We start from the raw sequence: 15,637 nt of genomic DNA, 5'->3' as shown, positions 1-15,637 counted from the left end.
CGAAGCAGATGATCTTGGGGAACATGATCCTCCAGCGAGAACTCGTAGAAAAGTGCTGCCTGCGCTTCCTGTCTCGGTCCCAACATTGCTCAATTCTCCCGCTGGTCAGAAGAATTGAATCAGCAACTTACGCTGCGATCAAGCACGAGTTTTTCAACAAAATACGCCCAAAGTAACGAACGCGTCGAAATTCACGAACGTCCGTTCTTGTTGTGCCGAAAGACCGGATTTTGCTTGCTTGCCTACGAGTAGATTGGAACCCTCTGCTGGATTCAGAGGGATTTCTTACATGCGCATGGGATTTACCCCAAGATGACCTACCGATCTTCCCGCATATGCCTCTGCCAGACGGTCATTCGCCGCATTCGGTAAACGCTCGGATTATTGACTCTTTAGCGCGGAACGGAGTGTCCGGTGGTTTTTGATCTGGCCAATTCCTGGCCGCTCGATATTGACCCTTCATATGTGCGTATTCAGGATGATTGGGTCGATGCAGGTCACGAGATACAAGCCGCGCCGTTTCTGGAGATCCGTCCGAGCGCAGTCTGATCGGATGACGCGGAGGTTAGCAAATCACGTCATCTTCGGCTTTCCGGTCGCAAGACGCCATGACATCCGAGGCGCCGTAGGAGAAAAGGAGCCACACGTTGCATAGGCGGTCGATCTCGGGATGGAAGGAAAGAACACCAAGCGACGTCCCGTCTCGCCCTGCGATCTCGACCGCATCGATGTCGAGCACTCCATGGAAAAACCCGGGCCATGCCGCGTCGGCAACGCAATCGATCGTGAAAACGCCTTCGCGGCACGTATCGGGCTTAATGGTCTCGACCGCTTCGCCGGCGAAGAATATCACGTCGTGATGGCGGCTTGGGTCGGCGTCGGGCGCTTCGAACAAGACTTGGATGCGGTCGACGCGCGGCCGGCGATTGCCGGTGAGAAACGGGAACATGCCGCGATCAAGACGCAGGCCAAGATACGCGCCGTCTCGGCTGGCGGGCATCCCGTGGCGCATCGGTGCCGCCATGGTACGCCACAAACCCGGAAGCTCGCGCTTGGCGTCTATGAACCGCGTCCCTGATCCCGGCAGATGACGTTCTGCACATTCGGCCGCAGCGGCGCGCAGCAGATCCCCGCCCTCATGCGCGGTGTACTGCATGTGAAGGACAAGATCGCTCAGGGTGTCGATGTCGAACCTGTTCGTTTCAGGGGGGAGTTCGATGCACAGTCTACAGGCCGCTCCCTGGTACTCGAACGGCAGGTAACGCAGGTCGTTGAGATCTAGGGTGAACAGACCGGTGTCACCTTGTCCCGACGATGTCGCGATGGCTTCGGCGGCGCCATGAAGGTGGACGATGCGCGGGTCGTCGGGCAAGGCATCGTAGCCGGAGTTGCAGCCTGTGTCGTCGCAGCAGCGATGATCGGGCGCAAAGACCTCGGGGTTGACCCGGATACTCGACCCGAGCAGCGTTACCTTGCAATGAACACCCTGATACGGTCCGACGATGCAGGGGAGAGTGACCGACAAGCTGCGGATACGGCGCAGGTAATGCCCGGGATAGTCGCAATCGAACAGCCACTCGGGAAGCTCGATCACACAGCGACCGGTCGAGATCAGTTGCAGGAAGGCCGACGGAAAGTGATCCCGTATGGAAATGTGCTTCACCAGCTCGTAGGGCCGACGGTCGCGATCCTCGTAGGCCTTTTGCATGCGCGCCAGCGCAAGTGACAGGCGCTCGCCATCCAGAAGCCTCTCATGCAGGGTATCCGGCGCGTCGAGCGCGATAAACCGGTCGGCAGAAAGCTCGCGCTCGAAATTGAAAGCGCGTTCCGCGTCCCACGCGCATTGGAGCGCGAGGTCGTAACACTGCGCGTAAAGCGCCATGGTTTCCTTCTGAAGCCACAGGAACAGCTCGTGGCTGGTGAACTTGTCCCGCAGGAAATCCTCGATCTCGGCGGTATTGGCCATGTTCTGACGATGCACGTTCAGCTCGCGCAGCGCCGCGTCGCGACGCCGTTCGGAGGCCAGAATTTCCCGTTCGATCCGTGAGACGTCGATTTCGCTGAGCGCTTTGTTGTGTTCCCACGCGTCTGCGCGCCGCTCCCATCCGTCCTTCGTCAGCCCGAGCGATGCGACGGTATTGACGATGTCGGCGGCCACGTTCACCACGGTTCCTGCGGAAGAAAAGATCATCGCCAGCTTCTTGCCCGGCTGCAGGGTGACGAAACTCATCAGTCCGACATTTGGATCGGGGATGAGGTTCATTGCCTGACCGATTGCCTCAACGACATTCCCTGCCGAGCGTAGACCTGTGGATGTGCCGATCAACGGCTCGTATTGCGCTTCACCTGAAAGCAAACCGGCGGCCAGAAGGTTCTGGTAATATGTCAGGTTGGTGATCGCGTGCTCCTTTGCAAGGAGCAGCGCCTGTCGGTTCCAATCCGCGTCGCGATACTGGTTCTTGCGGATATCAAGCGTAAGATCGGCAACCTGGCGCCGATGCTTGGTGTTCAGGGACGACAGGTATTCCGCATCACCCTGCTGATAGGCCTGAAGAAGCTGGCGGCCCATGTTGGCGCATTCAGCCGCAGCGCGGCGGGCCCTTTCGACGAGAACGCTGAAACGGTGCGGGCTGCGTCGGCGGCACCAGAAGGCGGCATCGAGACAGATGTCCCCTGACAGCTGCCAGCATTCCCGGCGAGGGTCGTCTTCAAAAAAGGGCTGTCCGTCGTTCGGGCGGCCGGACTTGTGGCGCCGCGAATCCAGGCAGGCATGAATTTGCCCTTCGATATCCTCGGCCCGGTTGTAAAGACACATCAGCCGGGGATTGAGCGGCGCACAAGCGAGCGTGACATCTCGGATGGCAGCCGCCGGAGTGTCGTCCGGCTTGGTCACGATGGACTTGGGCAAGCCGCCCAGGATGCGGCGCGCGGTATCGGTCAACATCCGCGCCCTTTGATATGCCTCGGGCGCATCCTTTCGGACCAGGGCTTGAGCCCAATCGAGCAGGATTTCTCCGTATGTCATCATGATCAGCCGCCGTTCAGCACGCTGGTCGGACACGGGATCGCTCGCGCAGCAGCACTCGCCAGGACGGCTGGCCGGACGGGGCGGCAACATCGCCGGTACCGGAACGGGCGTGTTCGGTGTGCCGTCGGGATCGTCATCCGGAATCGTCGGATCGTCCCCCGGATCGATCGGATCGGGACGTGTTGGCCGATCGCATTCGGCCCAGATATTGTCTCCCTGAAGCGGCGGGAATTCGTGCTCAAGCCATTTCAGCGCTTCTTCATAGCGGCAGTGAGTGTGCAGATGTTGGGCGACCGCCAGAATCGTTGCGAATTCCCGATCGGGCAAGATCGGATCTCCGGGGCAGGTGAAGGCGAACCACGGGAAAGCGGGCAGGCCGCCCGGGATCGCGGGCACCTCGGCTGCGGTCAGTTCGGGCAGGGGGATCGCGGTGTCCGGAGCGAGATCGTACCGGAACCCCGGCGCGGGTGGTCCAGGTACGCCGACCCGCTCCACACCGCCGGCCACGTCGAAAAAGAGCGAGTCGGCAATGCGCCCCCGGAATGTCAGATCGGGCTGTCCGGACGCCATGTCTTCCAGCAACAAGACCCCCTCGCTCGATCGACGAGGCGTCTGGAATTCGCCGTTGTGCACACGGCACCAGTTGAGACGCGCGATTTTGCGCGGCGCCCATGCAAGGGCGGATGGCAAGGCTGCTGGATCGTGCCAGACGGTATCAACAATGGGCGCGCCAAAGCCATCGACCGGAAGGCTGTCCAGATCGACATCGTCGCCATTGTCGTCGTCATCATCATCTCTGCGGGGGACCCACTCCGCGACCTGCTCGACGGGAAAGAACTCTTCGGAAACGTCCAGCCAGAAATAGTATTCGTCCATCAACGGCGGATGGTTGCGGCCACAGCTTTCGCAGCAGATGGTCGGGTCGGGTTTGGCGCATTTCGGTGCGTAAGTGGCCGATGCATAGGGCAGCCCGGCCGCGGCGATGCGCAGGAAACGGGTACCAAGGCGGACCGGGGCCTCGAACCACATTGGCAGGTCAGGTGCGTGTCTGGAACCGATACCTCGACCGTCCGCTGCCGCTGCGGCAGAGGTGTCGAACAGGATGACGTCGTCTTCTTCGGGCAGGGAGGCACCGGGAATGGGTGACAGCCAGTTGGGTCTGGCGTGACGGTCGGGCGTCCCCATCAGGCCAATGCCCTGTCGCGGGGGTGTCAGACGCGCCATGGTCGCCGGTTCGCGCTTCTGCAGAAGGGTCAGCGCAGCCGCGGGAGGCAGTTCCGACCCGGACCAGTGCACACCGCCACCCGGTACGGGCAAGGTCAGATCGCTTCGGCGCAGCTCGCTTTCCAGAAACCGGAAGGCTTCGGACCCTTTGAGGACGGCCTCCTCGCTCCAGCCGATCCAGTTCTCACGATAGATCTCGCGGCGTTTACATGCTTGCCATGTCGGGAAATCGGCAAAGTGCCGGTCCCAGGCGGATGCGAAGGTGGGGCCCGGTGTGAAGCCCGCTTCCAACCCAATTCGCGCCCTGTCGACAAACTGCTGTACCGCAGAGATCGCCTCCTCCACGCGGGAGATTTTCTGGCAAAGCCCTGCGTCGACATCCTGCAGAAACAGATCGGAGAGATCGCGCGCCCGAGTTGCGAACCCGCCCCAGGGGAGGGGCAATCGGTTCATCGCGGTCAGATAGGCGACCAATGCGTTGTGACCACGCGCCCTGAGGCCGTCGTTCAGCGTTTCGATTTCCTTATAGCGGCGCGGATCGTCATTCTCGATCAGGCCATCGCGATAGAATTGTGCAAGATTGGCCAGACCCCCCATATCGACGGGATGCGCGGCCCACAGATGCGGCTCGGCGACGTCGATATCTGCTTCGAGGAAGTCTTGACGCAGGCGGTCGATCCACCGGTCTGCGCGCCAAACGCGGACGCCCCAGCGGTCGTCGATCAGATCGCCGCTTTCGATATCGAAGGTCGCTCCGGCCTCGAACGGGTCGAAATAGCGAAGCACAAGCGGTACTTGCCGGATGCCCACCCTGATATGGCGCAGCAGTTGCGCCGGTTCGTCGACATGCGCTTCTGCCGCTTCGTGGAAGAGGAGGACGGGATGCGTTTCGCCGCCGCCCGCGACATCGGCGCGCATAACGCTGTAGTCGAACAATCGCTCCCACCAGTCGAAAAGCGCCGAACTGCGCTGATCGCTGGGCGCAGCGCGCTGATCGTCAGCCGGGGAAGGGGGGAAGTAATTGTCGAGCACCGGAAACAAGTTGAAATCGAAATTGGCCCGATGCGATTGGAATCCGCCGCCCGGATCGAAATAGGACTGCCCGGCGAAAGCTTCGGGTTGCGACAGCATATACCCCAGCTCGGACTGACCGCTGTCGACCACCGGGGTCGCGCCGAGACCAAGCCGATCGGTGAAGAGCATTGCCTTGAACACACGCTGATAGGTCCGCCGCATCGAGCGAACACTGACCACATGTCGCGCTGCGAGCGCGCCGAAAACGCCGGGCTGAGTCGTCCCGGTATCGAGGTCGGCGTCCAGCCGCTCGCCGGTTCCGATGAAAAGCTTGTCATGTGGGATGACCTGCCAATCTCCGCCAGCGTCCGGGCCGTCGTATTTCAGTTGAAAGCCAGTTTCTTGCGCGCAGATATCCTCGGGCCCGTCGAAGAAAAGCGGCAAACGCTCGAATTCAATCTCGATATCGAAAAAGCCGCGCTCCAGATGAATGGGCTTGGCACAATCCGCCGGTGCTTCTTCGTCCTGATAACCGTGGGCAAGGAGTTTCCAGGTCTTCTGCCCCTGCCGCAGCGTTACGCGCCAGCGATGGAAGCGCTCCAGCGCCTCGAAATCGGGGAATTCGTTGCCCGGGCGCGGCGCGCCCGCGCGAAAGCCGTATTTCCCGCCTTCCTCGATCAGAAGCAGGCCGCGCCATGTCAGCGTGAACGGCTCAGCACCGCCGACCGGCGTGCCGTCTTCATTGCCCATCGCATAGCCGTTTCGGATCGCGACATAGTCCAGTTGGTCGGGCGTCAGCGTTGTGTTCATGGCAGGCAGAATGGTCGGAAGCGGCCCGTTCGTGGCATTTTCGGCAGTTCCGAACGCTTCGATGCCACCTCTGGTTTCGCGCCACCGGATCAAAGGGGTGGCGCCGCGATACTCTGCGATAAGACCGGTGCCGACGACACCGTGAAGTGCGTGAAAAGCGCCGCCGTTCGGTCGCGGCGTCCATTGCACGCCGGGAACCGCGCCGGTGTCGTTCTCCCACGGGCCGGTCGCCGTGTTCTCGTCCGCCGCGAGATGCCGCAGGACGTGCAGGGCTGTCTCTGCGCCGTCCGCCTTTTGATCACCGATTACACGGGCGAGATGCGCGGCCAGATGATCCGCCAAGGCCAGGCTGCGGGCATGAAAGCGCGCGAACGTGCTTTGGAACCACGCCCAGCGATCTGCTGGACTGGTTAACTCAAGCATCGAGACCTCGGCCTCGCTCTGGTTCTCAAAAAGAAATCCGAAGAACGCAAGAAGTGCGCGCGGCGCCATGTAGATGGTGCTCACGGCGGCCTGTTCGGCGGCGGTCAGTTGCCGGATGCGCGCCAGCTTCGCGATGACCTCTGCATCGACAAGCGGCAGGTCCGTTTCCAGCTCCTGCGACCCGGCGAGGTATCGGAACGGACCTTCCGGTGTGTTCCACATTGCCTCCGAAGTGGACCCAGCGGGCAGATTGGCCCGCCAAACGCGGTCGGCACCGGCGACCGGTGTTCCTTCCGCTTCGAGGATATCGGGAAAGAAATGCGTCCCGAGGGCGGTCCATTCCGATGCGCCCTCCGGCAGTCCATAGATCTCGCGCAGGGTTTCACCCATCTTCGCCCAGGTCCAGGCCGAAGCATCCTCGGGATCGACGGTCACCTCCCGCAAGCTGTCACGCAGGGCGAAAAGGCTGTTCTCCTTCTCAGTATTGGGGATGCCGAACGGCAGGTCGCGGGCGTGGTTTGTGGTTTGCGAGGGGTAGGGATCGCCACCTTGCAGCTGGGGGTCTGCCGTGAAGAGGAAGAGAAGTTCGCCGACCTGGAATTCCGAGGCGTAGATCTTCGCGAGGATTTCTGCCATGCGCAGCGTGTGACCGGGTGAGGCATCCCACTCGCGCCCGGCCGTATCCGGATCGAACCCGGCCAGCCGCGACAGTGGGTCCATGTTGCTGCGAAGCAGCTTGATGAATTCTGGCGGGCGGCATGGGCAGTGATAGGTGCCGATTGCGTATTGCTGGATGCGGATCAGCAAGTGATCCAGCGCCCACTGCGCCTTGGAGGTGCCGGGCACCCAGAACGCGAGAAGATGCGTGCGGTTCGCGCCGACAGCCCCCGCACCTGGCGGATCGCTTGCGTCGACCAAGGCCAGGTCAAAATCGTCGCGCAGCATCTGGAACGCCGCCAGTTGCGGGACGAACATTGTGTTTGCGGTGTTGCCATTGAAAAGCGTCAGCACGTCTGCGATGTCGGCAAGTTCGGCGAAGGTGTAACGGGTGTTTGGCATCTGGTTTAGACGTCGCCAAAGCCGGATGAACACGATCAGCCGCTTTAGCGGGCCGAAAAGGCCGGGGTCGGACGGAAATTCCAACCGGTGCTCTTCCAGGCAACACGGCTCGCATTCCGGCAGGACGTCTTGCCGTCGATGCCGGACGACGATGTCGACGAAGCCCGACTGGACGAGTTCGCGGAACTCGCAATAGCTGAGACAAGTGCGTTCGAGGAAGGTCGACAGGACAACGATCTCCTCCATCCAGGCATCGGGATCGACACCGGGGAGGCTGGGGAACCCGTAGTGCTCGGGAAGTGCGGCCGGCCCAAGCTGGCCGGGGCTATAGAGAACGTCGAATTCTTCCTGCGAGATGCAAAGATAATCGAGCGCCAGTGGCAGCGGCACGGGATAGCGCCAAAGATGGCTTTGGAAATCCGCAGGCACCCCCTGTGGTGCATGTACGAAGCTGTGAATCTCCCGCGTGAAGGCGCGCATCGTCGCATATCGGCTGGTGCCCAATGCCTTGAGTGTGCTGCGCGTCACGTCCAATGGCTGGTTGTAGGGGAGGATACAGTCGGAAAAGTCTTCGGCCAGCGTGTCCCACGCGGCTTGTTCCGCGGTTGGAGTGGCGGGCGTCGCGTGCTCGGGCAGGGCGCAAAAGAGCGTTTGTGCCGCGTGCAGCGTTACACCTGCTGGCGGATTGGGGTGCGTGTCCAGCGTGTGCCCGCCAAGCGTGTCCCGGTGTGTGTCGCGGATGGTGCCGGGCGGGGTTCCGGTGACCACGACATGTTCGAGCGTTTCGTTGATGATGTCGATCTGAGGGATCGGAACGCAGGCGTTGGAATGGCTGGCCGCAAGCTGGCCAATCGGACCTCGCCGCCCCGAGAGCGCTGCGCCAAGCGAGTTCGCGCCATCCGCCGCCGCCAGCGGATCATCGCATTTCGCGACTTCGGCAACCTGGAGCATTTCCTTGAGGTAGGCAACGGGGCCGAGTGGCGAGACATGCTTAGGGGGGATGCAATTCGTCAGTGCGCCCCACGGGTTTACGGGCGCGAACGGACCGATCGGCACCAGCGGTTCCGCGCCCGCCGCAGCAGTGTTCGCCAGGATGGTTGCGGCATGCGCGTGTGCGACCGTTCCGATCAGTGAAGCGGTCAAAGCTTCCAGGTCGACGCCTGCGAAGTGGTCGGGTGTTACGAAGCCTCGCGCCCAAAGCGCTTCGGCCACGGAAAAGCGTAGTCCTTCCGGGGCGATGCCAGACGTCAGGGCGAGCACCGATTGCAGGCATCCGAGCCAAGCAATGAAATCTTCGCGCCCGGCGGCATCGTCGGGAAAAAGACTGTCGAGCAGGGCCGCGTTCGCGGAAGGATCGAAGGTTTCGATGTCACCGCCGAGACTGGACAGAAGATCGTCCCAGCTTTCGCCAAGAAGCGGCAGGGCCCCCGGTTCCGCCGGACCCGGCGCGGAAAGTGCAAGAGCCGCGTCAAAGAACTTTCGGAGGTTGCGCATGAATGTGCGGGTCTGTTCGGCCACTGAACCGGGATGGGCAAATGGCGGCAACAGTGACGGGTCGCCTTGAAACAGGGCGAGCCACTGATCGTCCGTTACGGCACGCAGCGCGGCGATCGTCGCGACACCGCCATCCAGATCGTTGCGGATGGCCGTGACCAGGTCCGCGTGGTCGCGCGTGATCGCGCAAAGGACGATTAGAAAATGCCCTCTCGTTTCGGCCGCATCCAGCGTGGACCAGAATGTCGAGATATCCTCGTCCTGCTCGGCCAGCCAACCGGCGATCAACGCGGTTACATCGGCTTCGTCACCGGCGGGACATTCCGGCAACCCGTTCTCGCGCGCACCTCCCAGGGCCGATAGGCGCCGTGCGGCCTGATGCAGGTTTATACCGGGATCCAACGCGACAATGCCGTTATGCACGGCGTCCTCCAACGTCGAGACCGTTCCGGTTTCGTTGCTGAAGACCACCATGCGGAAGCGCTGCTCGACCGTGACTTGCAAGGGTAGCGTCGCGGTCAGGGCGTAGATGTAAGCGGCAGGCACCGCGAAGGGCGCCGTTCCGGTGAGCCCGGTCAGCTTGACTCGCGCCGTCGCCGTTTCCGGATCGCCCGGGTCGGCCGGGAAGATCAGCGCTGCGCGGTCGCCGTCTGGACCGGTCAGGATGCTGTTAGCGATGGCAAGCGCTGCCGACATCGCGAAGACGAAATTGGCCAGACGCTCTGCCGTGGCATCGTTGCCGACCTGATAGGTTTTCAGATCGCCCTCGAACGTGGCGCGCGCGCGCTCCGGTCCGTTCCCTTCGGCGAAGGGGAGCGTGTAGATCAGGTTGAGCGGCGCATCCGGCACCGGCAATGGGCGGGCGGCACCGTCCCAGACGATTTCCGACGCGATGTGCCGGGCCTGGATCGGCGTCAGGCTGTCGATGCCGTTCATGTTGCCGGGATCGTCGCTCATGACGTCCTCAACCGCGGCGAGAAGTTCGTCGAATCTGGGCGCGTTCCCGTCCTCGGGCACGTTTAGCGTGCCGCCGGTCTCCACTCCCGGTGCGGGCAGATAGAGGTAGAGGCTGCCGGGGAACTGCTGAAAGTCGAGCGGGTCGGCGGGCAGGCTGCCGTTCGTCGTCGACACATTGAAATAGCGCCGCTTGTGGGTGATCGTGGCGCCGTTCCGCTCCATCGTGATCCTGAGATCGACGCTTTCATGTTCCGCTGCCGGCACGCCGTCAGGCACTTCGATGACAGCGGTTCCAACCGAGAACATCATCGGGCCGCCAAGCGGGATGGGGCTCTGTCCGTGATGCTGGACAATCCGGGTGTCGACATCGTGGATCGGGTCGTCACCAGGTGCGAGGTCGAGCGGTGTCGTCGGCGGCAAATAGGCTGCCGTTCCCAGTTCCGACGCCGCGTTCTCTGCTCCGGGATCGCCGAAAGAGGCGTCAAAGACCGTGATCTCCAGGTCCTCGAGGTAATTGGTGAACGTCTCCGGCTCGACCGGCGTTTCGGAAAGAAGGCGAATTGCGATTACTCTGGGCATTGATGCTTTCCTTTCTGCCGGATGGCTTAGAATTTTGGACCAGGACGCAGTTCAAACCTGCCGGTCTTCTTGTTGATGGCCTCACCGGGATAGTAAATGTAGTTGTCGTCTTCGCGGCCGATCGCTGACCCGCTGCCCTCCGGGATCGCATCGGCAAGCGTCCGTCCGCCCTTGTCTCCTGCGTACCCTCCGGCACCTGCTGCGCCGATACCCAGTATGAGGCACCCCCATCCGGTGGAGCAAATAAGGCCGACACCAAGCGCTCCGAGCCCGGCCCCAAGCAAACCTCCGCCGAAGCCAAAGGTCTCTTCCTGGGCCACGCGAGCGCGGTCCTCGGGTTCTGCCGCGTAAACCTTCGCGGCTCCGAGACTGCCTTCCAGCACGTCTCCGGCAGGACCCGCCCAAGCCGCAACAGGCTTGAGCCACGCGAACACGCCGGCTCCAACGGCTGATGTTATCAAACCCTTCAGGCCCTTGTTTGGTACATCGATGTCCTTCAGGGCCTTCGTTGCCTGGATCGCATTGCCCGCAGCATCGAGGGCCTTGCCCAGATCGCCAGCGAGATTGCCACCTTTCTTCAGCTTGACGTAGGGGAGGTTCGTCAATGCCTCGAACGCGCCCTTTTTCTTGAGACGTGCATTGCCGGTTTTGTAGTCCACCGCGGCGTCAAATATATCGTCAGCCTTGATCTTCTCTCCGGCGGCCAGGCGTTCGGCAATCTCTGCGCGCGAACGCCCCTCTTTCAGAATTCCGATATCGGCGGTGCGGTAGTCTTTGCTTGCGGCACCGGGCGGCGTTTCGATTGCTGACAAGTGACCCGTGTCATCAAAAATAACCTCTGACAGCACACGGTCGGTCTGTGCGCCAACATCATTGTCCCACCCAAATTGAACGGCTGCTTCGAGAACCGTGTGATAGCGTGTGCCGCGAGTCGCGCTGGTCGTTCCCTGCTATACCGGAGATAGATAAGACAGAAGCTTGTATTCGTCTTCCGGAACGGAATCGACAAAGCCCTGAAGCCATTTTGCAATGTCGGTTACACCTTCATCTGCAAGTCCCGTGGTGTCGCGAGATGCTTCGGGATTGGCATGCACATAGGCATACAAATTCAGCCCATCCACCAGTCCCGCCGGGTCCGCGCTGGTCCAGAGGCCGAGCCAAGGCGCATAGTATCTAAGCCCGTGCCTTTGAAGCCCGGTTTCGGAGTCGCGCTCCTGGCCCGTATAGGCGCGGCGCGGCGCTTCACGGTCATTTGCCACGGAAAGGAAAGTTCGCGCGCCGTAGGGCGAAAACTCCTGGGCCGAGATCACCCGCGCATCGCCGTCGACCTCCAGGGCAATACTGCCTTGGTGGTTGCCCATTTGGATGCGGAATTGCCGGCGCGCCTGTCCGGGTTTCTCACCGTTAAGCCGTGTCTCGACTTCCGCAAAACGCGTTTCGCCATCGCTCACGTGCAGCGTCTCGCGAAGCAGAGGGCGGGTCCCGTGGCGGCGGAAGATCTCGACACCGCCAGGCAGGTACAGCCGCTCATGCCTTCGGCGCCCATCGGCATCGACGGTTACCTTGCGGATACGTTCGCCCGCCCCGTCATAGACATACCACGTCCGCTCACCGTTCACGGTGCGTCCGGTCATCCGCAGCTGGTCGGCGTGGTCCCACCGCATCGCTGCCAGGTGCGGCAAGCCCAGCATGTTTCCGTGCGCGTCGTAGCCGCCGATACGCTCGACCGCGTCCTCTGGCAGATGGGTCGCGGTGAGGCGGTTAGACGGCATCCCGGGGTCGAGCTGCCCCGGTTCGGCATAATCATAGCGACGGGTCCAGCCCGCATCGGGCCGGGACGGAACGTGGCGACGCATCTCCATGATGTTGCCCACCGTGTTGTAGGTGTAGTATTCGACATAGCGGGCCAGCGCCAATCCGTCGTTCGGATGCGGTGTGGGACGTCCCGGTGCATCGGGCCCCGCACCGGCCTCTCCGCCCGCCTGACCGAGATGCAGACGCCCGGTGGCACGGACGAGTTGCCCCTTGGCGTCGTGCTCAAAGCTCTGATCGGCCCCGACGGCAGCTCCATCGAAGAAGCCTTTTTGCGCGTTGGAATCGACGATATGGGTCAGATGACCCACAGCGTCGTGGGTGTAGCGCATGTCCTGCAGGACGCCGTTCGGGCGCTCGGAGATGAGCCGCACCAGCCGGAAGGTTTCCGGGTCGTACTGGTAGCGGCAGCGCACACCGTTGGCATGGACCATCTCGGTCCGGGCGCCGCGGGCGTCATAGGTGATATCGCGCACCCCGGCGACCGAGGGCGGATCGCTGTCCGGGTCGAGCGGCACCTTGGGAATATCATCCCGATCGTGCCAGACATCGACGCCGCGAACCTGTCCCAGGTGGTCAAAGCGCGGCTGGACCACATGATGGATTCCAAAGCCTTCGGCATGGGGAGGAATACTCACTATCGGTCTGGCGAGGGCGTCGAAGACAAGCTCGGTGACAAAACGCTCCGGCTCCAGAGGCACGTCGCCCGACCAATCCAGCTGGGTGTCGAATGATTGCGCGATGCGCCGGACGGACCGGAGCAGGTTGCCGTTGAAATCGAACCGGTCCACCGCTGTTACGCCGGATTGGTCGCGGGTCTCCACCGCCTGGCCCCGGAGGTTTCGAGCTTCTGCCTCAGCGCTCTGCTCGCCGTATATCGTGGCGGCGATCTGCATTTCCGGTCCGTCGCCTTCGGACATCCAGACCGCGACCGGACGACGAAGCGGATCGTGCTCGGTCCGGGTCCGGCGGCACATGTCGTCCCAGGTAAGGACGGGTTGCGCCGATGCATCGACCAGCAACCAACGCCTGCCCGCCTCGTTCGATGCCTTTTCGATCTGCTGTCCGGCCATGTCATAGGTATATGCCGCGGCGCGGCGCCCCAGCGCGTCAGTGACGGCAACCGGACGTCCGGCAATATCCAGGGTCGCCGACGAGCTTTCCTTGGTTTCGGTGACGATGTCATCCTCGCCACGCAGCCGGTTGAGGGTCTCGCTAACGATGACCCGGCCAAGACTGTCGGTATGGGAGATGACGGGCGTGCCGGCACAAATCTCCGAGCGACGCGCAGCCTCCTGCGCCTCTGGCCCCTTGTCGCCATCGATGCGTGCGACGTGCCAGGTGGGCAGATAGTTCGCACGCGGCAGGCGTTCGATGAAAGGGCCGACATCCGCGTCCCGGGACGGGTCGGAGATAAGAACGGTATCGCCTGCGTCCCAAGCCTCTGTTCGCCAGGGTGTGCTGCGAACCTTTGTGAAGCTGTGGTCGGGAAGGATTGTCGCGATCGCCCGTCCGGGCGGATCGTAAAGCATGATGGGACTGACGCCATTGCGCGCGTCAAACTCAAACGCGTGTGTGTCGGTGAAGAACGGTTCGAATTGGCGGACAGGAAAGCCCTTGTTGTTCTTTACGACCCAGCCAGAGCAGGTCCAGCGCCGGGCCTCCGCCTCATCGCGAAGCGCCTTGGTCTGGATTGCCGTACCGGCGCCGTCGAAATGTACAAGCGAGGTTGCGATCCGCCCGGGGTCGGACCCGTGATGTTCCCGGGCAAGCGAGAGCGCCGCCGACGGGCGCGGCGCGGCGCCGCCCGGTACCGGCCGCGGATCTATGACCGAGCGCGTCGTCGCTGAGCCCAGCAGCTCTGCGGCTGACGGACCATCCGGGGCATCGAACAGCGCCGCAAGTTCGGCGTCCGTTAAATCAAGCTTAAGCGTGGCGTCCAGTCGCTCGCCATCGTTGTCCTCGGGTTTGCCGCCTGCCGCCGTCGCGACGGGCAGGCCAAGCGCGTCGAATGCAACCATCGACACATTGCGGTTTTCATCGGAAAGGACGCTGGGCTGCAGAACGCGATAGTCGTTGCCGCGTTCCAGGATCGTGCCATCGGACGCCCGTATTCCCACGGTGGCGCGGTTCCCCAGGGCGTCCTCGGCGTCCTCCGGCAAGAGATCGTAGCGGCAATAGCGCAAATAGCTTTCGTGCGGATGCGCCTCTGTGTGATGTGGGTCGCGGAGCCTGTGAGGCAGGAAGAAATGGCGTTCAGCATGAGCCAATTCGTCTACTGGGCTCGTGGCGGTCTTTGGCGCGAGGAACATTCGGCCGCTCGGCGCCCACCAGCCATCTTCCGGATCGCCGGGTAACCGTGTCAGCCTGACCAAGTCGGTCGCGTCACCAATCGAAGACGCGTCGATCCGTTTGCCAAAAGCGGCGCGCGCGATACTGTCGGTTGTCGCTAGGGCAAAGCCCTCGTGGACCAGACCGCGCGCGCCTTGCACGGCGACCGGAAGCGGACCGTCCAGATCGTCGCGTCGGAACAGCGTCCGCTGGCGTGCAAGCAGGCGGCGGGTGCGGCCGTCCTCGGGAGCCATTTCGAACGAAATATCGGCATCGCGGACGATCTCGGGCCTGGCACCCTGTCCTTGCCGCACAAAGTCCTTGCGTCGGAAGAAGCCATACTTGCCGCTTGGCCGGTATCCGGTCAATTCGTAGCTTGTTGATTGCCATGTCGCTGGCGTACGTCGCGCGTCGCTGTCATCAAGTTCGTTTGTGACGTCGGTTTCGTTCAGAACGATTTTTGTGTCGGCCTGGGCAATGCGGACATCCTCGGGCGCGCCGGGATCGGTGAAACGCCTCGGATACCCGATCTGGACCGATTTCAGTGCAGTCCCGAAACGGTCGTGTTCCAACGCCAGCGAATGTGAAATCCTTGGGTCGAGGCGCGGGACAGCCCCGGGTCGGTCGGCATCCACCAGGCGATCACCATCGACATGGACGATCTGGCGATCATAGGAAAACACGAGCGACTCGACGTCGAAGGCCAGGAAGACAGCGCTTTGGTTTCTGCCCATCGGTTGCAGGCGCCGGACTTCCTGACGGCGTTCGGCGACGGAGTAAGGCAGGTGTTCCCGGTCCGACCCGTCCAGCGCATAGACCTCCTCGCGCAGGACCGCACCTCGCAGTGCGCGGCTGGCTTGCCGCGCCTCTTCATCGGTCAGATCGTCCGGCAGCGTGCCATCGGGC

4 protein-coding genes are annotated in these 15,637 nt (G+C 62.5%); 1 reads left to right on the top strand and 3 read right to left on the bottom strand.

What is annotated here, in order from left to right; translation table 11 throughout:
• Positions 1-414 precede the first annotated feature (414 nt).
• Positions 415-549 (top strand): hypothetical protein, encoded by a 135-nt coding sequence (locus tag LCF60_RS21155; RefSeq protein WP_292294522.1) that lies wholly within the window; start codon positions 415-417, stop codon positions 547-549.
• 16 nt (positions 550-565) lie between these two features.
• Here LCF60_RS21155 and LCF60_RS21150 read toward each other — a convergent pair whose 3' ends face one another.
• The 3 genes from LCF60_RS21150 to LCF60_RS21140 all read right to left on the bottom strand — a co-directional run.
• Positions 566-10,588: a neuraminidase-like domain-containing protein gene (locus LCF60_RS21150; protein ID WP_292294521.1), complete on the bottom strand. Its 10,023-nt coding sequence runs from the start codon at positions 10,586-10,588 to the stop codon at positions 566-568.
• A 26-nt stretch (positions 10,589-10,614) separates the two neighbouring features.
• Positions 10,615-11,400, bottom strand: coding sequence for a hypothetical protein (locus tag LCF60_RS21145; RefSeq protein ID WP_292294520.1), 786 nt, complete (start codon positions 11,398-11,400; stop codon positions 10,615-10,617).
• 138 nt (positions 11,401-11,538) lie between these two features.
• The coding region (locus LCF60_RS21140) for a toxin TcdB middle/C-terminal domain-containing protein (RefSeq protein ID WP_292294519.1) at positions 11,539-15,637 on the bottom strand (4,099 nt) is incomplete at its 5' end.

This window comes from Marivita sp. (genome assembly GCF_020055635.1).
Taxonomy (GTDB): Bacteria; Pseudomonadota; Alphaproteobacteria; order Rhodobacterales; family Rhodobacteraceae; genus Marivita.
The sequence above is the reverse complement of the archived record's forward strand: the minus strand, read 5'-3'. Positions and strand labels throughout refer to the sequence as shown.